Below are 21,975 nucleotides of genomic sequence, written 5' to 3' on the forward strand. Positions count from 1 at the left end.
TGTGGTCATTCCAATATCTCGCTGATCTCGTAGCACAGCGTCATCAGGCTGTCACCCAGGTGGACGTTCTCCACCGCGATGTCCTGATAATCCATCGCCAGATCATAGTGCGAGAAGTTCCAAAAGCCCTTGATCCCGTAGTTCACCAGCCGGTCGGCCAGCTCGGGCGCTTCCTCGCGCGGGATGCACAGGATCGCCACCTGCGGCGAGAAGGTCTTGCAGAAATTCTCCAGCCGGTTCACGTCCGAGATCACCAGATGGCGCACCGGCATGCCGATGAGCTCCTTTTGCTTGTCAAAAATCCCGATCAGGTTGAAGCCCTTGGTCTCGAAGGACATGTGCTTGGCGATCGCCAGGCCCAGATTGCCCGCCCCGATGAGGATCACCTTGTATCCCTTATGTAGCCCCAGAATGTTGCCGATCTCCCCGAGCAGGGCGTCCACGTTGTAGCCGTACCCCTGCTGGCCGAACCCGCCGAAGCAGTTGAGGTCCTGCCGGATCTGCGAGGCGGTCAGGTTCATCAGCTGGGAGAGCTCGCGGGAAGAGATGCGGTGCACGTCCTTTTTCTGCAGGTCCTCCAAAAAGCGGTAGTACCGCGGCAGCCGCCGGATCACCGATGGGGAGACCCCTTCATATCGTGCCACTATTTCACCTTCCAACCCTTCATTTTCCCATATTGCGACCATCCGTCGAAAGAACCAATCGAGGGCAGACGGTCCTGTCTGCCCCCGCGGTGTCAATTCTAGAGCTTTGTGATCGTCTCCATCACATAGTCGCCGAAGTCCTCGCAGGTCGCGCCGGTGTCCCGCCCGGTGACGCTCAGGCGTTTCTCCTCATACATGCAGATATCCAGCGCCCGCTCGAGCTTGTCGGCCTGCTGCTGATACCCGATGTGGGAGAGCAGCAGCACCGCCGCACGCAGCATCGAACAGGGGTCGGCATACTGGGCGCGGCCCTCGCTGACCATGCGCGGCGCGCTGCCGTGGATCGCCTCGAACATGGCGTAGCGCTTGCCGATGTTGGCGCTGCCCGCGGTGCCCACCCCGCCCTGGAACTCGGCGGCCTCGTCGGTGATGATGTCCCCGTAGAGGTTGGGGAGCACAAACACCCTAAAATCGCGCCGGCGCTTCTGGTCGATCAGCTTGGCAGTCAGGATGTCGATATACCAGTCGTCGGTGGTGATGTGCGGATACTGCTTGCCGATCTCCTGGCAGAGCTTCAAAAACTTGCCGTCGGTCGTCTTGACGACGTTGGCCTTGGTCACGATCGAGACGCGGTCCTTTTTGTTTTTATCCGCGAACTCATAGGCGAGCTTGGCGATCCGCTCGGTGCCCTCGGTGGTGGTGACCACGAAGTCGATCGCCAAATCCTCGTCCACGTTCACCCCGCAAGAGCCCACCGCGTAGGCGCCCTCGGTGTTCTCCCTAAAAAAGGTCCAATCGATCCCCTCGCTGGGCACCTTGACCGGGCGCATGTTGCAGAACAGGTCGAGCTCCTTGCGCATGGCGACGTTGGCGCTCTCGATGTTCGGCCAGGGGTCCCCGGCGCGCGGGGTGGTGGTGGGGCCCTTGAGGATGACGTGGCAGGCCTTGAGCTCCTGCAGCACGTCGTCCGGGATGGCCTTATGCTGCGCCGCGCGGTTCTCGATGGTCAGCCCGTCGATCGAACGGAACTCCACCTTGCCGCGCCCCACCTCGTCCGCGAGCAGGTACTCGAGCACCCTTCTCGCTTCGCCGGTGATGACCGGGCCGATCCCGTCACCCCCGCACACCCCGATGATGATGGGGTCGAGCGTTTTATAGTCAATGAAATCCTTCTGCGCCTTCATCCGCTCGACCCGGGCGAGCTGGTCTTTTACCAGCTGCTCGAAACGGGCGGTGGCGCCGCTGAGCTTATCTTCCACAGTAAACCTCCTGGGGGTCTTCTCAAAATCAACACATGGCCTTCCTTCAATGGTTTTATTTTAGTATAATCGGGAACGATTGTCAATTATATGACAATAAGTTTTATACTGCATTGCAAGTTCCATTATGCGACAGCCTGTGCGGAAAAAATACAGGCCAGTAATGATTTCTTCACAAAGATACGTTATAATAATGATGGAACGCTGTTACCGCAGCGCAACGATACAGATTGGGGAGAATGCCATGACGGCCAATCGCAAAGAGGCGACGCCCAAAACCGTGGTGCTGGTGACAAACCAATTCCAGTGCGAGCGGATCATCCACGCGGGGCAGACCGTGGCGGATATTACCAAGACCGAGCTGTGCGTCTTCAGCGTACAGAGTGGGCGCTACCCGCAGAATCCATTGGCGCTCGAGCATCTTTACAAGGTCTCCAAAAGCCATGACGCCACCATGAACATCGTCTACGGGGACGACCCCGTCAAGCTGATCATCAGCTTTATCAAGCATAACAAGACCCAGAACGTCCTCACCGGCCTGCCGCAGGGGGAGGATTCCATCCTCTGCGACGTGTGGCGCAAGTTCACCCATGTGCGCTTCTTCACGGTGGACGGCGAGGGGAATACCGCCGAGGTGACCCGCGCGCAGATTCCGGCGCGGCGCAAGGCAAAGCCCGCCTCCATCTGATGTGGGCCAATCAAAGGAAGTGAAATGATATGCGCATCAATATTCGTTCCATCAGCTTTCACAGCGCGAACGGCGAGGACAACATCAGCGCCGTCGCCTACTTCCCCGAGGGGGAGGAGATCCGTGGGATCGTGCTTGTCAGCCACGGGATGCTCGAGCACATCGGACGTTACCACGAGTTTATGCTCTATCTCGCGCAGCAGGGCCTTGCGGTCTTCGGACAGGACCATCTCGGCCACGGCAAGAGCGCCGGCAGTCCCGAGCGGCTGGGCTACTTTGCGCACGAGAACGGCTACCAGTGCCTGATCAGGGATTTGCGGCATCTCTGCCACATCGCGGCGGGGATGTTCCCCGAGCGCAAAATCTTCCTGCTGGGGCATTCGATGGGCTCGCTGATCGCGCGGCTCTACTGTGTAAAATACCCGGACACCCTGGCGGGGGTGATCCTGATGGGCACCGCCGGGCCGAACCCGATGACCGGCTTCGGGATCCTGCTCGCACAGCGGTATCTGCGTAAGGAAGGCGAATTCTGCCGCCCCGAACGGCTGCACGAGCTGGTCATCGGCAACATGAACCGGCGTTTCACCCCCACGCGCACCGCCAGCGACTGGCTCAGCCGGGACGAGGCGGCGGTGGACCGCTATCTTGCCGACCCTGTAAGCGGGCAGCGCTTCACCGCCTCGGCCTATCTCGATCTCTTCACCATGATGGAGGTTGCAAATTCCCCGCGCTGGGCCAGAGATTATCCCAAGGGGCTTGCCACCCTGCTGCTCTCGGGCGACTGCGACCCGGTGGGGAACTTCGGGCGCGGGGTGCTGCAGGTCTATAACCGGCTGCAGAGCGCCGGGGTCGAGGACCTGGAAATGCAGCTTTATGAGGGCGCGCGGCACGAGCTGCTCAATGAACTCAACCGCGAAGAGGTCTATGGGGACATCCTGGACTGGATCGAGAACGAGATTTAATCGGGTCGGCCGGGCCCCCGCTCGCATACGAGCGGGGGCTTTTTGTGTGAAAAAGGAACCGTCCGGGGGCAATCGTCATAGGGTTGGCTCCCAGTGATAAGAACAATATTATTTCACTAATTTTCAAAATAAATCATTTTGATTCATATTCTTTTCATATTTATGACTATAATAGAAACTAGGGCAGAATAGAAATGTTACCCCAGTGAGGAGGAATCACAGATGAACACCCAAAAGCTTACCCAGAAATCGATGGAAGCGATTGGCGCGGCACAGAACATTGCCATAGAAAACCAAAACCAGCAGATCGAGCAGGAGCATATCGCCCAGGCGCTGCTGGAGCAGGAGGGCGGGCTGATCCCGCAGCTGCTCAAAAAAATCGGGATCGACCCCCAGATGATGACGAGCTCGGTCGCACAGCTTGTGCGAAAGCTGCCGGCGGTGAGCGGCTCGGGGCGGGAGAGCGGGAAAATCTACGTCTCCCAGGACACCGACCGGGCGCTGACCGAGGCCGAGCGGATCGCAGAGCGAATGAAGGACGAATACGTCTCGGTCGAGCATCTCTTCCTGGGGCTCCTGGAGCGCCCCAGCCGTTCGATGCGCAAGCTGTTCGAGAGCTTCGATCTGCAAAAGAACAAGTTCCTGGATGCCCTGCAGACGGTGCGGGGCAATGCCCGGGTCACCAGCGACAACCCGGAGGACACCTACGACGTGCTCAAAAAATATGGCCAGGACCTGACCGAGCTGGCGCGCCAGCAAAAGCTCGACCCGGTGATCGGGCGGGATGGCGAGATCCGCAACGTGATCCGCATCCTCAGCCGCAAAACCAAGAATAACCCCTGCCTGATCGGCGAGCCGGGCGTCGGCAAGACGGCCATCGCCGAAGGGCTGGCGCTGCGGATCGTGCGCGGAGACGTGCCGGAAAACCTGCGCGAGCGCACCCTCTTCTCGCTGGACATGGGGGCGCTCATCGCGGGGGCCAAATTCCGCGGCGAATTCGAGGAGCGCCTCAAGGCGGTGCTCACCGAGGTCAAGAAGAGCGAGGGGAAGATCATCCTCTTCATCGACGAGCTGCACACCATTGTAGGCGCCGGCAAGACCGAGGGCTCGATGGACGCTGGCAACCTCTTAAAGCCCATGCTCGCGCGCGGCGAGCTGCACTGTATCGGCGCCACCACCCTAAACGAGTACCGCCAGTACATCGAGAAGGATGCCGCCCTCGAGCGGCGCTTCCAGCCGGTGCTGGTGGACGAGCCGACGGTGGAGGACACCATCTCGATCCTGCGCGGACTCAAGGAGCGCTACGAGGTCTACCACGGCGTCAAAATCCAGGACAACGCCCTGATCGCCGCGGCGGTCCTCTCCCACCGGTACATCTCGGACCGCTTCCTGCCCGACAAGGCCATCGACCTGGTGGACGAGGCCTGCGCGATGATCCGCACCGAAATGGATTCCATGCCCACCGAGCTGGACGACATCTCCCGGCAGATCATGCAGCATGAGATCGAGGAGGCCGCGCTCAAAAAGGAGAGCGACAAGCTCTCGCAGGAGCATCTGCGGGAAATCCAGAAGGAGCTCGCCGAGATGCGCGCCACCTTCGGCGAAATGAAGGCGCGCTGGGAGAACGAGAAGCAGGCCATCGGCAAGGTGCAGCACCTGCGCGAGGAGATCGAGCAGGTCAACGCCCAGATCGAAAAGGCCGAGCGGGAATATGACCTCAACAAGGCCGCCGAGCTCAAATACGGCCGGCTGCCGGCGCTCCAAAAGGAGCTGGAGGCCGAGGAAACCATCGCCGAGCAGGAGCGCACGAGCAGCGACAATCTGCTGCGCGACAAGGTGACCGAGGAGGAGATCGCGCGGATCGTCGGGCGCTGGACCGGCATCCCGATGGCCCGGCTGATGGAGGGCGAACGAGAAAAGCTCTTAAACCTCGAACCGATCCTCCATCAGCGGGTGATCGGCCAGGACGAAGCGGTCACCAAGGTGTCGGAAGCCATCCTGCGCTCCCGCGCGGGGATCCAGGACCCGGGACGGCCGATCGGCTCGTTCCTCTTCCTGGGACCGACGGGCGTCGGGAAAACCGAGCTTGCCAAGGCGCTGGCCGAATGCCTCTTCGACGACGAGCACAACATCGTGCGGATCGACATGAGCGAATACATGGAGAAATATTCGGTCTCCCGCCTGATCGGGGCGCCTCCCGGCTATGTGGGCTATGAGGAGGGCGGCCAGCTCACCGAGGCGGTTCGCCGCAAGCCCTACTCTGTGGTGCTCTTCGACGAGATCGAGAAGGCCCATCCCGACGTGTTCAACGTCCTGCTCCAGGTGCTGGACGACGGGCGGATCACCGACTCGCAGGGGCGCACGGTGGACTTCAAGAACACCATCATCATCCTGACCTCCAACCTCGGCTCGAACTACATTCTCGACGGGATCACCGAGGGCGGCGAGATCAGCGAGGAGAGCAAGGAGCAGGTAAACGCCCTGCTGCGCCAGTCCTTCCGGCCCGAGTTTTTAAACCGGCTGGACGAGATCGTCTTCTACAAGCCCCTGCAGAAGGATGAGATCATGAAGATCGTCGACCTGCTGCTGCAGGACCTCGGACGGCGGATGGAGGAGCGGCAGCTGAGCTTCACCGTCACCGACGACGCCAAGCGCTTCATCGTGGACAGCGGCTTCGACCCGGTCTACGGCGCGCGGCCGCTAAAGCGCTTTATCCAGCACAAGGTGGAAACCCTGATCGCCAAGGAGATTATCGGGAAAGACTTGGCGCCGGGCACCGCGATGGAAATCTATCTCGAGAACGGGGCCCTTGCCATCCGGGAAAAATAAGATTACAATGGTGGGGAGCTTTCGTTCCCCACCATTTCTTTGTCATGAAGGAGGGAGACCATGAAACGTTTCCTATCCGGGCTGCTTGCCGTATCCTTCCTGCTTTCGGGCTGCGCCCGCACAACACAGGGCGACCCACAGGACGAGACCGCGGGCGCGCCGGTACGCGATCTTCTGCTGGCGCAGGGGGATACCGTCCTTGGCGACGGCAGGAGCGCGACCGTGCGCCTCGTCCTGCGTGAGGGGGTCTTCCTCACCGGCGATCAGGTGGCCCTGGGCGGGGGCCTGGGCGAGGAAAACTACCAGGGCGTCTGCGAGGTGCAGGTCCTGGCGGACGGGGAGGCGCTTTCCTCCCTTGCGCTGGAGGGCGACGGCCGGGAGGAGCTGCTTTTCAGCGACGTCGGCCTTCCCTTCGCGCTGCGCTTTGCAGACTATAACGGCGACGGGAACCCGGACTTCACCATCGGCCAGTGGGCCGGCAGCACGGCGGACTGCTACACTCTTTTTACCATCGCGCCCGACGGGACGATCACTCCGCAAAGCGGGCCCTACGCGATCTTTGCCAGCGATGGCAAGGGGGACAATGAATATTGCGCCGTCTTTGTGCAAGAGGAAAACGGCTTCACCACCCAAGTCTACAACAACGCGACCGGGGAGTACGAGCAGGTCCCCTACGTGTGGGACGCGGCGCGGAACACTTATCTTGAAGATCAGGGAGGCAAAACGGATGACTAGACCGGAGCAGGCGGAAAAACTTTTCAGGGAGGGCTACAACTGCGCGCAGGCGGCATTCCTCCCCTTTGCCGAGGAATGCGGGCTCAGCCGGGAGACGGCCGCGGCGCTCGCCTCCTCCTTCGGCGGCGGCATGGGCCGGCTGCGGGAGGTCTGCGGCGCGGTGAGCGGTATTTTCCTGGCCGCCGGGCTGCTGTGCGGCTACAGCGACCCGAAGGACCCCGTCGCCAAAAAGGCGCACTACGAGCTGATCCAGCGGCTGGCCGCGCGCTACCGGGAGGAGAACGGTTCGATCGTCTGCCGCGAGCTGCTCGGGCTCCCGGCCGGGCCGGACTCCCCCACCCCCGAGGCGCGCACCGGGACGTACTACAAAAAGCGCCCCTGCCCCGAGCTGGTGCGCCGCGCGGCTGAAATACTGGAGGAAGAGCTTTTCCCAAAAGGCAACTAGCCGGGGACGCCGCATAGCGTCCCCGGCCCCGTAAAAAAACCAGGGCGCATGCAAAAGCATGCGCCCTGGCCGCTATAACCCTGTTTGCCGGGGAGATTAATACTCCACCTTGAACATGTATCTTCTGGTCTTGAGCGGGTGGTTGCGGATGACGGACAGCTCGTAGGAGTAAACCGCCAAGATCTCGGTGAGCATGAAGGGGGTGAACACCTCGCGGAAAATCCCCTTGACGCTGGGCATCTGATCGGCATACTCGGCGGTGTCGACATGGATGATCTTCTTGGTGTAGCGCTTGGCAAAGCTCAGCACGCGGTCGGACAGCGGACGGGTCGCGTCCTCGCCCTGCAGCACGATGATCGGGCTTTCCTCGGTGAGCATCTCGAACGCGCCGTGGAAGAACTCGCCGGCATGCACCGGATGCGCATAGATCCACTGCATTTCCTCGAGGATGCAGTTGCCGTATGTATAGCACTCGCCGTAGCCCGCGCCGGAACCGGTGACGAAGAAGAACTTCTCGTCCTTATAGGTCTTGGCGAACTCCTTGGCTTTATCCTCGGCGGCCAGCTTGGCATCGTACATCTCGTCCGCGATCTTCGAGAGGATGTCCTGCATCTCCTCGTACTGGTCGAAGTCGCCGTGCAGGCGGAGCATGTAGAAGATGATCTGATACATGATGATCAGCTTGGAACCGCAGGAGAAGGAGTAATCAGCGGTCTGGGCCAGAGGAGATTCGAGGTTGCCGGTGAAAGCGATGATGTGCGCGCCGGTCTCTTTGGCGTACTGGGCGGCGGCAACGGTCTCGGGGGTGGTGCCGGTGTAGGAAGAGGTGATGAACATGGACTCGCTGCAGAACTGTCTGGGCTTCATGTGCACAAACTCGTTGGAGTTGAACTCATAAACCGGCAGCTCGGAGTACTTCTCGATGAAGTATCTCATCGGGGACATGACGGCCAGGCTTCCGCCGCAGCCGACGAGAAATACGTTCTTGCAGCCCTTCTTGTAGATCTCGGCAACTGCCTTCTCAACGGCCTCTCTCTGCGCTACGCCTTCGTTAATGCTTTTTGTGTACTCTTCTCTGGTTTTTTCCATTTGTGATTCCTCCCGTTTTCTCAAGATTTAGAACCCACGGTCATTGTATAATGTTCTATATTGTTCTGTCAAGCGAATTCTGATAAATTCTTTGAAAAGCCTGTTTTTCGGCAGTTTGACGAAAAACAAGCTTTTCTTTTGGCGAATTATCAGCAATGTCCGTTTAGGTCCTATCCTCAATCCGGTTCGTGGATCCGCTTCCTCACCCGCCAGACCGCGGGGTTAAAGAGGAAGATCACCGGGAAGAACTCCAGCCGCCCGAGCAGCATGTCCAGCGTCAGCACCGCCTTGCTCAGGTTGGAAAAGCTGGAGAAATTCCCCAGCGGGCCCACCAAGTCCAGCCCGGGGCCGATGTTGTTGAGACAGGACAGCACCGCCGTCAGGTTGGTGACCATGCTCTTGTTGTCCAATGAAACGATCAAAAAGGAGGCGGCGACCGTGATGAAATAGGCGGTCATGAAGAGGGAGACGCCCTTGACGATCCGGTTGTCCAGCTGCTTGCCGTTCATCCTGAGGATCTTGACCTGCCTGGGATGGAGCATGCGGCTGATCTCCTTTTTGACCGATTTGAGCGCGATCACCAGCCGCGCCGTCTTCATCCCGCCCCCCGTCGAGCCCGCGCAGGCGCCCGCGACCATCAGCAGCACCAACAGGCTGCGGGAGAATTCGGGCCACATGTCGAAGTTGGTGGTGGTGAAGCCGGTGGTGGTCATGATCGAGACCGTCTGGAACGCGGCCTGGTGGAACGCCTCGAAGGTGTTCCCATAAATCGGAAGGATGTTGAGGGTGATCAGCGCGATCGAGCTCAGCATGATCCCCAGGTAGACGCGCAGCTCCTCGTCGTGCCAGGCCTGGGAAAACTCCCGCATGAGCAGCAGGAAAAAGATGTTGAAGTTCACCCCGAAGAGCGCCATGAACACCGTCACAACGCCCTGCAAATAGTAGCTCTGGTAAAAGGCCATGCTCGTGTTCTTGATCCCGAAGCCGCCGGTGCCGGCGGTGGCGAACATGGTGCACAGGCTGTCATAGAGCGGCATGCCGCCTGCCAGCAGGAACAACACCTCCACCAGGCTGAAGACGACATACAGCCCGTAGAGGATCTTGGCGCTCTTCCCCACCTTGGAGGTGAGCTTGCCGACGTTCGGGCCGGGGCTCTCGGCCTTGAGCAGATAGAGCTCGTGCCCCTCCCCCTTCCCGATCGAGGCGACCGCCAGCAGGAAGACCAGCACCCCCATCCCGCCCAGCCAGTGGGTGAAGCTGCGCCAGAAGAGCAGCCCGTGGGAGAGGGCCTCGACGTCGCTGAGAATGCTCGCCCCGGTGGTGGTGAAGCCCGAGACCACCTCGAAGAAACAGTCCATCAGGCTGGGGATGGCCCCGCTGAGGTAAAAGGGCAGCGCCCCGAAGAGCGAGATCACGATCCAGGAGAGCGCCGTGACCACGAAGCCCTCCAAAGCGTAAAATTGTTTATGCTGGGCCTTGACCCGCAGCGCCAGCAGCCCCACGGCCGCGGTGCAGGCCATGGTGATCAGGAAGGCCTTTGCGCTCCCGGCCTCCCCGTAGATCAGGCAGACCGTCAGCGGGAGGGCGAGCGCGATCGTCTCGATGATCAGAATCCTTCCCAGCAGCCGGGCAACCACGCGGTGATTCATGGCGGTTCTCCTGCCTTTCAGCTTAGTGATAAATATCGTTGAGTTCGCCGATGGTGCGCTCGCCCGAGGTGACGGCGATGACCGTGTCCCCGAGCTGGATGCTGTCGTCACCGCTTGGGAAGATGATCGTGCTGCCGCGCTTGAGGCAGGCGATGAGCACCCCCTTGCGGATGGGCGCTTTTGCAAGCGGCACCCCCAGATAGCGGGTATCCTTGGCGGCCCTGAATTCCAGCGCCTCGACCTGGTCGTTGACCAGGCGGTAAAGGGTGATGACCGAGCTTTCGGCCGAATTGCACAGCGCGCGCACGTATTGCAGCACGTCGTTGCAGATGATCCCCTTGGGGCTGATGATCGACTCGAGCCCAAAGTTTTTGTACACGTCCATGTATTCGGTCCTGTCGATCTTGGCCACGATGATCGGCACCCCGAGCCCCGAGAGGTACATCGAGACCACCAGGTTCGCCTCGTCGATATTGAGCAGCGCCACCACCGCGTCGGCCTTGCGGTTGATCTCCTCATCGAGCAGCTTCTGCGCGCAGCCGTCGCCGTTGATGACCAACGCCCGGGGCAGCTGCTCGGAGAGCTTGACGCAGCGCTCGTATTCCTTCTCGATGATCTTGACGCTGATCCCGGCCACGATCAGCCGCCGGGCCAGGTAGAAGGCGATCTTGCTGCCGCCGATCAGGACCACGTCCCGCACCTTCTGCATGGGGATCCCCAGGTATTTAATCAGCCCCGCCAGGTTGTTCGTCTCGGCGGTGACGTGGATCTTGTCCCCCGCCCGGATGACGAAGTTCCCGTCCGGGATAAAGACCTCGTCCTCCCGCTCCACCGCGCAGACCAGGACCTTGACCTTCGACTCGCGGTAGAGCTCGCTGAGGGGCTTGCCGATGATGGTGCAGCCCTGCCGGATTTTAAGGCCGACGATCTCCACGCGCCCTTTGGCGAAGGACTCCCGCTTGATGAAGGAGGGGAACTGCAAAATATGGCTGATCTCCCGCGCGGCCGAATCCTCGGGGTTGATGACCATGCTCAGCCCCAGCTCCTCCTTGAGCAGCGAGAGCTGTTTGACATATTCCGGGTTGCGCACCCGGGCGATGGTGTGGGCGCAGCCGAGCTTTTTGGCGGTGACGCAGGAGAGCAGGTTGATCTCGTCCGCCCCCGTCACCGCAATGATCAGATCGGCAAATTCCGCCCCCGCCTCGCGCAGCACGCCGAGCGCAGCGCCGTTGCCATCCGCGCCGATCACGTCGAAGGTCTCCTGGGTGTTCTGCAATACCACGGGGTCGCAGTCCACCACCACCAAGTCATGGCCCTCCCGCGAGAGCATGGCGGTCAGCGCCAGCCCAACCTTGCCAAGCCCCACTATGATGATCCTCATAACCAGTCCCCTCGCCCTTCATACACTGTTTTTCCCGGTTTTTCGCTCCTTTCAGTATAGCAAGAAGAAGGAGAAAAGACAAACATCTTTTGGTCAACCAATTTAAAATTTATAGTTGACAAAAGAAAGCCGCTCCGCTATCATATTCCTATCGAAGTATGGCAAGGAGGAAACACCCATGGAAACGACCCGCACCACCACCGCGGGCCGCAGCCGCACCCGGCAGCTGCTGCTTTGCGCCCTGTTCGCCGCCCTGACGGCGGTCTGCTCGCAGATTCAAATTCCTCTGCCGCTGGTGCCGATCAATCTGGCGCTGCTGGCGGTGCACCTGGCCGGCGGGCTGCTGGGGGCGAAAAACGGGGCGATCAGCATGGTGATCTACCTGCTGCTCGGCGGGATCGGCGCGCCGGTCTTTGCGGGGCTGACCGGGGGACCGGGCATCCTCTTCGGCAAGACGGGCGGGTATATCATCGGCTATATCGCGGCCGCCGCGATCGTCGGCGCGCTCTCGGGCCGACTGCGCTCCTTCTGGGGACTCTGCCTGTCCATGGCGATTGGGGTGGCGGCCTGCTACCTCTTCGGGACGATCTGGTTCATGGTCGTCACCGGGATGAACCTGTGGACCAGCCTCCTCTATTGCGTCTTCCCCTTCCTGCCGGGGGATGTGATTAAAATCCTGCTGGCCGCCAGCCTCTGCCGAAAATTACGCGGCCCCCTCTCACGCCATGGGCTGCTCTGAGGCGGTGGCGCTTCGGCCCCATCACGGGCTGTGCGCGCAATTTTTTGAAGGAAAAGGCTACAGCGAAGGGTTCGTTAAGAATATGACCGCCGTGCTGCAAGACCTCGGCGGCGACCCGTCGCGGCCGGTACGGCTTTGGTGCGAAGCGAACGTGATCTGCGCGCACTGCCCCCATAACTGCAAAGGGACCTGCGAGAGCGGGCAGAAGGTGCGCGCCTACGACACGGCGGTGCTGCGGCTGTGCGCACTGCGGGAGGGGGATCTCCTTTCCTGGGGGGAATACTGTGCGCGGGTAACGGAGCGGATCATCCTTCCCGGCAGGCTGCGGCAGGTGTGCGGGGGCTGCGAGTGGCTCGCCATCTGTGAGGGGAAGGCGGTCAATCGTTAAAGGGGGATTCCTCCTGGCGGGCGGCGGGCTCCAGGCCCGGGCGAAGGCCGTAGATGAAAGTACAACCAGATCAGAAAAGCCCCCGCGTGAAACCGCCAGTTTCATGCGGGGGCTTTTTATTTTTTATTCATGGCCTGGACGTAATCCGCATACACGGCGTCGGCCACCAGATCGCTGGTCTCTTTAAATTTCTCCGGGGACTGATATTCTGCATAGGTTTCTCCATAAGGGCCATCGTCCGCCTCCACAATCTCTTTATAACGAAACTCAATCCCGATATCGTACCAGTTGTATAGATGATAATAAATGCTATACTCAAATGGCACATCCTCTGCCCAGGTGAGCGAACTCATATACTCCTGAATTCGCTTTTCATATTCCTCTTTTGTTACCTCTATTCCTGTATTCGGGCCCTTGTAGAGCAAATCACCCGTGCATAAAAAATGATTGGTACAACGAATTTGTTCATTATCCGGGGACGGATAGACATAGTAGCCTATCGGGTCTTGGTCATAACCACTGTACAGTCCAGCTATCGGAAAGGTTTGCAGACTGTTCACATCCGTCGCAACCCATGTATCATTGTAGCCGCCGTAGCCAGCGTGCGTTTGCTGCACCAGCAGCAGGCGATTCTGTGCGTCCCGATAAAAGGAGAGCATAATTGGGCCCTCCTTTTGATAAAACTTGCTTTGGAAGAAGCCGCCGGCCGATTGCAAGCGGTCATCCCTGAACTCGAAGACTTCCACCGACGGGATTCCCCTAGGACAGTGCCAGATTCCCATCACGAACTCCGGTTCACCATCCCGGTCGATGTCCAGAACCCCCGCGGCACCGGTTATCCCGTCGTCGTTTTCCTGTAAAAATGGCTTTCCTGCAAATCGCTCCTCAGAAACCCCGTCGCTTCCCATCCAGTTGAAGGCGTGGAGTGCCTCCCAAACCTTGGGGTACAAGGCGGGCGGCCTAGGCAGCTCTGTTGCAGCCGCCGATGACGCTTCCAAAGAGGAGGAAGTGGTGGAGCCTGCGGGCTGCTCAGCCAAAGGGGCTTCCATCGTGTAGGAATTGTCCCTTGTGTCCTGGCAGCCGCAAAATGTCAACGACGCCGCCAAAAATAATCCCAGCAATCTAAAGAGCTTTATCAACAAAGCCACATCCTTTCCTACTTGTTTAGAACTGTCATAGGAAGTTTCTCCATTCTAATAATTCCACCATGAAAATAGGAAGGTATTTCTTTGAAATTATTTTCATACATCTTGGAATCCATTTGAGCCCGGTCAATGATGAACTCAATTATGTCCGTATTAGACTCAATAATATTATAATCTACATTATAAGTATATTGGTGTGTGTCTGTATTGGTATCATTATCTGCTTTCATATCTCCGGCAACCAAATAAAACGAATATCCATTGGACAAATATACTTGGAAGACAACGCCATTGGGATTCACTTTCCCCATTTCATCTTTTAAGTAAAAAGACCCCAGCGCAGCCATATAGGCGGCTTCTTCCAACCCCGGAACATGAATTCGTCGAAACCCGTCTTGGTCCGTATAAGCCATATCTTGCATGATTTTAGGATTATCTCTTTTTATTCCATTATAATCCTCCCATCGGTACATTTCAAAGTTAACATTTTCTTTTGGAAGCTCCATTTCCTTTCCTAATGATTGCGGAGCTTTTCCCAAAATAAAAAAGAACGTTTTTATCTGATCGAGTACTGACTCATTCGTATTCCCGTAAATATCAGGATTGCGTAAAATAAATAAAACCCTTCGAATGGATTGAATTGAAAAGTCTGTAATATGATAAAAATCAATCAGTAGCTGCGATCTCTGTTCACAGTTCAGACTTTCGTCATCCACTTTTGCCCAGATGAAATTTTCAGCCTGCCAAGAGTCAATTTCCCACGGTTCCACTCTACATTTGCAGTTTGGATGAAATGGTGGAAGATTTTCTCCTATTGCGCCTTCTAAAGTAAGTACAGGGATACCGCTGTGTCGTTGGCAGTTTTCACAGGCTCCGGATTCACAAATAACTTGTAAATATTTTGATTCCGTTTTAGGGTATCGATTTTTGCTGCGTATATACTTTTTATCAGCCCCACATAAGACAAACCCTGTCTTGGTGACCTGTTTACTACTTTTATTTTCCATATTTTTAATACCTCCATTGTTACTGTCCTATCGTAATGGGAGGTATTCTAAAATCGTTACATTAACGTATCACTTTTTCACACATTATATTGTAATTTTCAAAATATCCCCATGCAAAAAAAACAAACGCGCTCCTCACAAATGTGAGAGCGCGTTTGGAAGCGGCGGCTCGCCGCTGGTGCCGCCGACCGGACTTGAACCGGTACGCTGTTGCCAGCGAGGGATTTTAAGTCCCTTGCGTCTGCCGATTTCGCCACGGCGGCCGATCTAGAGCCCGCATGGCTGCGTGCCGTGCGGGAATCTTAATTATGATACACCTTTTTGGGGCCTCAGTCAAGTATTTGGCCCGGTTTTGGCCGTTGACAGAACCCCGGTTTTACAGTATTATCTATTTTGAGGTAATTTGGCCCGGCGCCTCATCACCATGGGGCACAGCCCCGAACATTGAAAGGAATGGTTATAAACATGCCCGACCCTGACGGTAATTGGTTGACCTACATTGTATTGCTGATCGTCCTGATCCTGACCAACGCATTCTTCGCGCTCAGCGAAATTGCGGTGATCTCCCTCAACGACAACAAGGTGCAGCGCCTGGCCGAAAACGGCGATAAGCGCGCCAAGCGCATCCTTGCCCTCGTCAGCGAGCCCTCCCGCTTCTTGTCCACCATCCAGGTGGGCGTCACCCTTTCCGGGCTGCTCGCTTCGGCTGTGGCGGCCGACCGTTTCGCCGAAATGCTGGTCGCGGCGCTCACCTTTGTGCCCATCCCGCGCCCGGTGCTGCACATCATCTCGCTGGCGCTGATCACCATCCTGCTCTCCTTCTTCACCCTGGTCTTCGGGGAGCTGGTGCCCAAGCGGTTCGGCATGCTCTATCCCGAAGCGATCGCATACAAGATTTCCGGCCTGCTTACCGCAATTTATAGAGTGGAAAAGCCCTTTGTCGCGCTGTTGAGCGCCTCGACCAACGGCATTTTGCGTCTGTGCGGGATCAACCCGCACGACGAGCCCAACAAGGTCACCGAGGAAGAAATCCGCATGATGGTGGACGTGGGCAATGAAAAGGGCGTCATCGAACAGAGCGAAAAGGACATGATCGACAACATCTTTGAGTTCGACGAGCGCACCGCGGGCGACGTGATGACCCACCGCACCGAGCTGGTGGCGGCGGACGCCGATGAGAAGATTTCCGACATCATCCGGCTCGCGATCGAGGAGGGATACTCCCGCATCCCGGTCTATGAGGAGGACATCGACAACATCATCGGCATCCTCTACGTCAAGGATATGCTCTCGCTGGTGGGCAACCCCGACTACGACAGCGTATCCGTGCGCTCGATCATGCGCGAGGCGATGTACGTGCCCGAATCCAACAACTGCAGCGAGCTGCTGCACTCCTTCAAGGAGAAGAAGCTGCAGATGGCCATCGTGGTGGACGAATACGGCGGCACCTCGGGTGTGGTGACCATGGAGGACCTGCTCGAGTCGATCGTCGGCAACATCCAGGACGAGTACGACAACGAGGAGGAGGAGGTCCGCAAGATCAGCGACACCCTCTATGACTTCGACGGCTCGGTCTCGCTCGAGGACGTGGAGAAGCTGATGAACATCACCTTCGACGAGGAGAATGACGACTACGACACGCTGGGGGGCCTCATCACCGATCTGCTCGGCTACATCCCCAAGGAGGATGAACACCCCTCGGTGCAGATCGAGGACGTGATCTTCTCGGTGCTGGCGGTGGAGGACCGCCGGATCGCGATGGTGCGCGCGGAAAAGCTGCCGCCCCCGCCCCCCGAGCCGCTGCCCAAGGAAAAGTCCCGCAAGGAAAAACGGGAGCGCGAACGGGAAGAAAAAGAATAAAATACGAGGCCCTTTCTCTAAACGACGAGAAAGGGCCTCGCTTTTGCTCCCTGGGGGCCTCTCAAAGATCAGGCCTCTTCCTTCTTAATTTTAAAGAGCATGCGCAGGATCGGGCTTAAAAACTTCGGGCTCTTGACAACGACGATCTTCATACCGGGTCTCCTCCCAAACTGAAAGTATTGAATGTACGCTTTGGCCGGCAGTCAGCATCTCCAGGAGGAGACGCCCGCCAGGATGAGCAGGAATGCGGCGATGATCAGCACCAGGCGGATCGGGCAAAAGCAGATCAGGAACATGGCGCAGCCGAACATGACCGCCGTTCTGCACCAGATCCCGCTTCCGGGACCGCGCGGCATGCTCCTCCCCCCCTTCCCATCAGCTTTCCTTACTATAGGATACGCTGGGCGGGGGAAAAAGGTGAGAAACCCCGCGAAAACTTCCTTTTGTTTACGTTGTGTTCAAAGTTTTCTGATATAATAAATCAGTTATCAATATTTGGTTCGGGCCCTTCGAGACCTTTCCGCCGGCATGATCCCAAAACCGGCGGCGCGGTCTCTTTTCGCGCTGTAACAAGGGTCCCGCGAAAGGAAATGCTCATGAAGAACGCGCAGAATTCGGTGAACGACCTCGGTACCGGGCCGGTCGGCAGACTACTGGTGAGGCTGGCGGTGCCAACCATCACCGCCCAGCTGATCAACGCCCTGTATAACATTGTGGACCGGATGTACATCGGGCATATGGAGGGGGTGGGGGACCTCGCGCTCACCGGCGTGGGGATCACCTTCCCGATCATCATGCTGATCTCGGCCTTTGCCGCGCTGGTCGGCATGGGCGGCGCGCCGCTGGCCTCGATCGAGCTCGGGCGGGATAACCGCGAGCGCGCCAACCGTATCCTCAACAACGCCGCCACCTCGCTGCTGATCCTCGCCGTGGTGCTGACCGCCTTTTTCCTCGCCTTCAAGCGCCCGCTGCTGATGTTTTTCGGCGCCTCCGAGGCGACCATCGAATACGCGGTGCGCTACATCACCATCTACGTCAGCGGCACCGTCTTCGTGATGATCGCCCTGGGGCTCAACGCCTTCATCACCACCCAGGGCTTCGCCAAGGAGGGGATGCTCACCGTCCTGATCGGCGCGGTGCTCAACATCGCGCTCGACCCGCTCTTCATCTTCACCTTCGATATGGGGGTGCGCGGCGCGGCGCTGGCGACCATCCTCTCGCAGGCGGTCTCGGCCGTTTGGGTGCTGCTCTTTCTCACGGGCAAAAAGACGGTGCTGCGCCTGACCCTCAGGCACATGCCCCTGCGCCGTGACATCATGGGCGCGATCCTCAGCCTCGGGATCTCCCCGTTCATCATGCAGTCCACCGAGAGCCTGGTGATGATCACCCTCAACTCGGGGCTGCAGCGCTACGGCAACGACCTGTATGTCGGCGCGATGACCATCATCAGCAGCATCATGCAGTTCATGTCCATGCCGCTGATGGGCCTGGGACAGGGCGCCCAGCCGATCATCAGCTACAACTACGGCGCGCGCAACTACGAGCGGGTCAAGCACACCTACAAGCTGCTCATCAAGGTGAGCGTGATCGCCTCCTGCCTGCTCTGGGCGGCGTTGCAATTCTTCCCGCAGGTGTTTATCCTGATCTTCAACGACAAGCCCGAGCTGATGGAGGTCGCCGTCCATTCGCTGCGCATCTACATGGCGGGCGTCTTCATGATCGGGCTGCAATTCAGCTGCCAGCAGTGCTTCATGGCGATGGGCCAGGCCAAGACCTCCCTCTTCCTGGCGCTGCTGCGCAAGGTGATCCTGCTTATCCCCCTGGCGCTGGTGCTGCCGCGCTTCCTCGGAACCTTCGGAATCTTCCTGGCCGAGCCGATCGCGGACATTACCGCGGCGAGCGTCACCTTCCTGATGTTCCTGCGCTTTTCGCGAAAGCTCTTCCGCGAGCTCGAAGCAAAGCCGCAAAGCGAAGCGTAAGCGCTCAATCAAAAACAGCCGCTGCGGGGCCCCGCAGCGGCTGTTTTATTATCCTGTTTGTAATATCTGTATTAAATATTACTTCTTGAGGCTTTCGGCGAACTCCCGGCCGAGCGCCACGGCCTTTTCGAGGTCCTGCTCATCCGGCACGAAGTTGACCTTGAAGCCCTCGCCGAAGACGGCGAGCTTCAGCAGGCTCAGGCGGCTGATGATGGCGGGGACCGCCTCGCCGCTCCAGCCGAAGGAACCGAAGACCAGCACCGGCTTCTTCTGGTTGTTGATCGCGTCCACATGGCTGAGCAGCTCCCAGATGGGCGGCACCGCGTCGCGGTTGATGGTCGGCGAGCCGACCATGAAGGCGTCGGAGCAGCCCAGCTTTTCCTGCAGCAGCCCCATATCGTGGTCGATGATGTTGTAAAGCGGGACCTCGGCCTCGGGCAGCACCGCTAAGACCCCCTCGCGCAGCTTCTCGGCGACCCGCTGCGTGTTCTCATAAGCCGAGCAGTAGAAGATCGGAATCTGCGGCTTGTCGTTTTTAACCGGCTGCGCCCATTCGGTATACTGCGCCAGCACCTGCGGGAAAAGGCCGCCGGGAGTGAGCACCGGGCCGTGGCTGGTGCAGACATAGTCGATCGGCAGGTCCTTGATCTTTTCGATCCCCTTGAGCACATAGGGTCTAAAGGGCCCGAAAATCGCGTCGAAATAGCCCTTGAGGGCGACCTGGTACTTGGCGGGATAGGTGATGTGCACATCGATCATCCGCGGCTCGCAGTAGTGGGAGCCGAAGAAGTCGCAGGAAAAAAGCACCCGCTCGTCCGGCAGGTAGGTGAACATGCTGTCCGGCCAATGGAGGAAGGGGGCGTTGATGAAGCGCAGCTCGCGCCCGCCGCCCAAGTCCAGGGTGTCGTTGTCCCGCACCACCTTCGCCTGAAAATCCTTGGCGTTGGTGATGTTTTTCAGATAGATCGAGGCCGCCTGCGAGCAGACGATCTCGGCCTTGGGGCAGAGCTCCAGCAGCCGGTAGAGCGCGCCGGAATGGTCCGGCTCGGTGTGGTTGAGGATGATATAATCGATCTCGGCCGGGTCGCACACCTCGCGGATGTTCTCCAGATACGCCTCAAAGAAGGTGTCGTGGCAGGTCTCGATCAGCGCCTTCTTCTCCCCGCACACCAGGTAGGAGTTGTAGCTGGTGCCGAAGTCGGTGCGCATCACGATATCGAACACCCGCAGATTGGGGTTGAGCACCCCGACCGAATAGACCGAATCGGAAATTTTGATCATCTTGCATTCTCCTTCTCTTTGAAATCGGCCCCCGCATAAGGCGGAGGCCGATCGTCCTGCAATTATTCCGCCTGGAACATCGATTTGTCAACGCCGCACATCGGGCAAACGAAATCGTCGGGAACATCTTCCCATTTGGTCCCGGCCGCGATCCCGCCGTCCGGATAGCCCTCGGCCTCGTCGTACACATAACCGCACACCGTGCACACATATCTCGCCATCTTCTATTTCCTCCTAAATTATAACATTCAGATTGTAGCTCAATTGTATACTATTTAAGTATAATTGTCAATAGGCTTTTGACAGAAATCTTGGATAATGATAGATTTTCCCAAAACTCTTCCATTATCCCGCCCGGCTCAAATTTTCAGCCGGATGGCCAGCAGCTTGCCGCTCTCGAAGGACACGCGCGCATCCCCCAAAAGGAACTCGTTGCTCACCCCGATGGGAAAGCCCATGACCAGCCGGTAACGCTCCAGCGGATACTTCGCATTCTGAATGCAGACCCCTTCGCAGGCCCCCTCCAGCGGGAAAAGGGAAAAGAGGTTGTAGCCCTCCTTTTTTAGGGTGTGTTCCCCCGGCGCGAATGCCTCGGCGCAGCAGCGGGAATCCACGATCCGGCCCGCGGCCCCCTGCTCGAGCAGGAAGCAGAGCACGCCGAGGTTCCCCAGCATGTGGTCCAGCCGGCCGCCCAGCGCGCAGGCGAGGGTGATCCGCTCCACCCCCTGCGCGAGCAGCCTGCGCGCGGCATAGAGGGCGTCGGTGTCGTCCTTCTCGCAGGGGAGGCGCTCGAAGGGCACCCCCGTCTCCTCGGGCGGTATCCCCAGCGAATCCATGTCCCCCAGCAGCAGGTCGGGGGCGATCCCCGCTGCTTGACAGTGGCGGTAGCCGCCGTCCACCGCGTAGACAAGGTCGCTCTCATCTGCGAGTGCTTGCAGCAGCCCGGGGGGGACCCCCTCCCCGGCGGCGACGATCAGTCCCCTTTTCATCGCTTATCGAGCTCCCATTCCTTGATCTGTTTGGCGTCCTCGTACATCACCCTGTAGCTTTGCAGGCGGCTTTCGGCGATCCTGCCCTCCCCGGCGGCGATTAGCACCGCGCACCCCTTTTCACAGGTGTGTGAGCAGCCGGTAAACCGGCAGCCGTCGAGATAGGGAGCAAACTCCCGAAAGCAGCGCTGCAACTCCTCCTTGCGGATGACCTCGTAGCGGGAGAGCTCCACCGCCGAGAAGCCGGGGGTGTCGGCAATGTAGCCGCCGCCCTCGAGCTCGTAGAGCTCGGCATGGCGGGTGGTATGCCGGCCCCGGCCGAGCTTCTGGCTGATCTCGGCGGTCTTGAGCGCGAGATCGGGCATGATGGCGTTGAGCAGGCTCGACTTCCCGGCGCCGGTATTCCCGCAAAAGCAGTTGATCCCGTCCGAGAGGTATTCCCGCAGCGGGCGGGTGCCCTCCCTCGTGACGGCCGACACGGCAAAGACCCGGAAGCCCGCCTCGCGGTAGAGCGCGCAGAGCCGGTCGTATTCCGAGCTGTCCTCGCACAGGTCGGTCTTGGTCACCGCCAGCACCGGCTCGATGTTCTTGTATTCGGCGATGGCGATCATCTTGTCCAGCACCAGGAGGTTGGGCGGCGGCGAAACGACCGACACCACCAGCACCAACCGGTCCAGGTTGGCCACCGGCGGGCGGATCAAGCTGTTGCGCCTCTCGTCGATCTCCTCGATAAAGCCCTGCTGCCCGGTGAGCTGGATCTTGACCCGGTCGCCCACCAAAGGGCTGATCCCCTCCTTGCGGAACAGCCCGCGCGCCTTGCATTCATAGGTCCCGCCGGGGGTTTTGACGTAGTAAAAGCCCCCCAACGCCCGCACGATCAATCCCTGCTGATACTCTGGCGTCATC

The 21,975-nt window shown here is 58.9% G+C and carries 22 protein-coding genes and 1 tRNA gene; 9 read left to right on the forward strand and 14 right to left on the reverse strand.

Going from position 1 to position 21,975, the window contains the following annotated elements:
* Positions 1 to 5: 5 nt before the first annotated feature.
* Together B5477_RS12545 and B5477_RS12550 are read right to left on the reverse strand one after the other, a co-directional pair.
* On the reverse strand, positions 6 to 644 hold the full coding sequence (locus B5477_RS12545) for a redox-sensing transcriptional repressor Rex (protein ID WP_079700002.1): 639 nt from the start codon (positions 642 to 644) through the stop codon (positions 6 to 8).
* 98 nt (positions 645 to 742) lie between these two features.
* A complete protein-coding gene (locus B5477_RS12550; protein WP_079700003.1) occupies positions 743 to 1,903 on the reverse strand; it encodes an isocitrate/isopropylmalate family dehydrogenase in 1,161 nt (386 codons plus the stop codon).
* A 244-nt stretch (positions 1,904 to 2,147) separates the two neighbouring features.
* On the opposite strand from B5477_RS12550, the gene B5477_RS12555 reads away from it, so the two are divergent.
* From B5477_RS12555 to B5477_RS12575, 5 genes are all read left to right on the forward strand, one after another.
* The gene (locus tag B5477_RS12555; protein ID WP_079700004.1) at positions 2,148 to 2,591 is read left to right on the forward strand and encodes a hypothetical protein; all 444 of its coding nucleotides are present in this window, start codon (positions 2,148 to 2,150) and stop codon (positions 2,589 to 2,591) included.
* A 29-nt stretch (positions 2,592 to 2,620) separates the two neighbouring features.
* Positions 2,621 to 3,553, forward strand: a complete 933-nt coding sequence (locus B5477_RS12560; protein ID WP_079700005.1) for an alpha/beta fold hydrolase — start codon at positions 2,621 to 2,623, stop codon at positions 3,551 to 3,553.
* 222 nt (positions 3,554 to 3,775) lie between these two features.
* Complete coding sequence (gene clpB, locus B5477_RS12565; RefSeq protein WP_079700006.1) at positions 3,776 to 6,382, forward strand: ATP-dependent chaperone ClpB; 2,607 nt, start codon at positions 3,776 to 3,778, stop codon at positions 6,380 to 6,382.
* Positions 6,383 to 6,442: 60 nt separating this feature from the next.
* Positions 6,443 to 7,117: a hypothetical protein gene (locus B5477_RS12570; RefSeq protein WP_079700007.1), complete on the forward strand. Its 675-nt coding sequence runs from the start codon at positions 6,443 to 6,445 to the stop codon at positions 7,115 to 7,117.
* Positions 7,110 to 7,562: a C-GCAxxG-C-C family protein gene (locus B5477_RS12575; protein ID WP_079700008.1), complete on the forward strand. Its 453-nt coding sequence runs from the start codon at positions 7,110 to 7,112 to the stop codon at positions 7,560 to 7,562. The genes B5477_RS12570 and B5477_RS12575 overlap by 8 nt, the downstream gene beginning before the upstream one ends.
* A 96-nt stretch (positions 7,563 to 7,658) precedes the next feature.
* On the opposite strand, the gene B5477_RS12580 is transcribed toward B5477_RS12575, so the two are convergent.
* From B5477_RS12580 to trkA, 3 genes are all read right to left on the reverse strand, one after another.
* Positions 7,659 to 8,651: an SIS domain-containing protein gene (locus B5477_RS12580; protein WP_079700009.1), complete on the reverse strand. Its 993-nt coding sequence runs from the start codon at positions 8,649 to 8,651 to the stop codon at positions 7,659 to 7,661.
* Positions 8,652 to 8,827: 176 nt separating this feature from the next.
* Positions 8,828 to 10,300, reverse strand: coding sequence for a TrkH family potassium uptake protein (locus B5477_RS12585; protein ID WP_079700010.1), 1,473 nt, complete (start codon positions 10,298 to 10,300; stop codon positions 8,828 to 8,830).
* Positions 10,301 to 10,322: 22 nt separating this feature from the next.
* Positions 10,323 to 11,681, reverse strand: coding sequence for a Trk system potassium transporter TrkA (gene trkA / locus B5477_RS12590; RefSeq protein WP_079700011.1), 1,359 nt, complete (start codon positions 11,679 to 11,681; stop codon positions 10,323 to 10,325).
* Between the two features lie 178 nt (positions 11,682 to 11,859).
* Between trkA and B5477_RS12595 the strand changes: the two genes are divergently transcribed.
* Entirely contained in the window at positions 11,860 to 12,420 is a 561-nt protein-coding gene (locus B5477_RS12595; protein ID WP_079700012.1) for a biotin transporter BioY, read from the forward strand.
* Positions 12,407 to 12,808 carry a DUF1284 domain-containing protein gene (locus B5477_RS12600; protein ID WP_079700013.1) on the forward strand — a complete coding sequence of 134 codons (402 nt, stop codon included), beginning with the start codon at positions 12,407 to 12,409 and terminating at the stop codon, positions 12,806 to 12,808. The genes B5477_RS12595 and B5477_RS12600 overlap by 14 nt, the downstream gene beginning before the upstream one ends.
* A 116-nt stretch (positions 12,809 to 12,924) precedes the next feature.
* Here the strand turns inward: B5477_RS12600 and B5477_RS12605 are convergent, their stop codons facing one another.
* The 3 genes from B5477_RS12605 to B5477_RS12615 all read right to left on the reverse strand — a co-directional run bounded on the left by B5477_RS12605 (position 12,925) and on the right by B5477_RS12615 (position 15,223).
* Positions 12,925 to 13,947: a hypothetical protein gene (locus tag B5477_RS12605; protein WP_143533597.1), complete on the reverse strand. Its 1,023-nt coding sequence runs from the start codon at positions 13,945 to 13,947 to the stop codon at positions 12,925 to 12,927.
* A 17-nt stretch (positions 13,948 to 13,964) separates the two neighbouring features.
* Positions 13,965 to 14,960: a hypothetical protein gene (locus B5477_RS14955; protein ID WP_143533598.1), complete on the reverse strand. Its 996-nt coding sequence runs from the start codon at positions 14,958 to 14,960 to the stop codon at positions 13,965 to 13,967.
* A 176-nt stretch (positions 14,961 to 15,136) separates the two neighbouring features.
* Positions 15,137 to 15,223: transfer RNA gene (locus B5477_RS12615), tRNA-Leu, on the reverse strand.
* 202 nt (positions 15,224 to 15,425) lie between these two features.
* Here B5477_RS12615 and B5477_RS12620 point away from each other — a divergent pair.
* Positions 15,426 to 16,820 carry a hemolysin family protein gene (locus B5477_RS12620; RefSeq protein ID WP_079700016.1) on the forward strand — a complete coding sequence of 465 codons (1,395 nt, stop codon included), beginning with the start codon at positions 15,426 to 15,428 and terminating at the stop codon, positions 16,818 to 16,820.
* 68 nt (positions 16,821 to 16,888) lie between these two features.
* Here B5477_RS12620 and spoVM read toward each other — a convergent pair whose 3' ends face one another.
* Positions 16,889 to 16,972, reverse strand: coding sequence for a stage V sporulation protein SpoVM (gene spoVM, locus B5477_RS15485; RefSeq protein ID WP_117507962.1), 84 nt, complete (start codon positions 16,970 to 16,972; stop codon positions 16,889 to 16,891).
* 51 nt (positions 16,973 to 17,023) lie between these two features.
* Positions 17,024 to 17,176, reverse strand: coding sequence for a hypothetical protein (locus B5477_RS15100; protein ID WP_159449047.1), 153 nt, complete (start codon positions 17,174 to 17,176; stop codon positions 17,024 to 17,026).
* Positions 17,177 to 17,416: 240 nt separating this feature from the next.
* Here B5477_RS15100 and B5477_RS12625 point away from each other — a divergent pair, with 240 nt between their 5' ends.
* Complete coding sequence (locus B5477_RS12625; RefSeq protein WP_079700017.1) at positions 17,417 to 18,799, forward strand: MATE family efflux transporter; 1,383 nt, start codon at positions 17,417 to 17,419, stop codon at positions 18,797 to 18,799.
* Between the two features lie 78 nt (positions 18,800 to 18,877).
* Here the strand turns inward: B5477_RS12625 and B5477_RS12630 are convergent, their stop codons facing one another.
* The 4 genes from B5477_RS12630 to rsgA form a co-directional block, all read right to left on the reverse strand.
* Complete coding sequence (locus B5477_RS12630) at positions 18,878 to 20,080, reverse strand: FprA family A-type flavoprotein (protein WP_079700018.1); 1,203 nt, start codon at positions 20,078 to 20,080, stop codon at positions 18,878 to 18,880.
* A gap of 62 nt (positions 20,081 to 20,142) precedes the next feature.
* Complete coding sequence (locus tag B5477_RS12635; RefSeq protein ID WP_079700019.1) at positions 20,143 to 20,301, reverse strand: rubredoxin; 159 nt, start codon at positions 20,299 to 20,301, stop codon at positions 20,143 to 20,145.
* A gap of 138 nt (positions 20,302 to 20,439) precedes the next feature.
* Complete coding sequence (locus B5477_RS12640; RefSeq protein ID WP_079700020.1) at positions 20,440 to 21,069, reverse strand: thiamine diphosphokinase; 630 nt, start codon at positions 21,067 to 21,069, stop codon at positions 20,440 to 20,442.
* Complete coding sequence (rsgA, locus tag B5477_RS12645; protein WP_079700021.1) at positions 21,066 to 21,974, reverse strand: ribosome small subunit-dependent GTPase A; 909 nt, start codon at positions 21,972 to 21,974, stop codon at positions 21,066 to 21,068. The genes B5477_RS12640 and rsgA overlap by 4 nt, the downstream gene beginning before the upstream one ends.
* Position 21,975 lies beyond the last annotated feature (1 nt).

It is taken from the genome of Provencibacterium massiliense, from assembly GCF_900169495.1.
Taxonomy (GTDB): Bacteria; Bacillota; Clostridia; order Oscillospirales; family Ruminococcaceae; genus Harryflintia; species Harryflintia acetispora.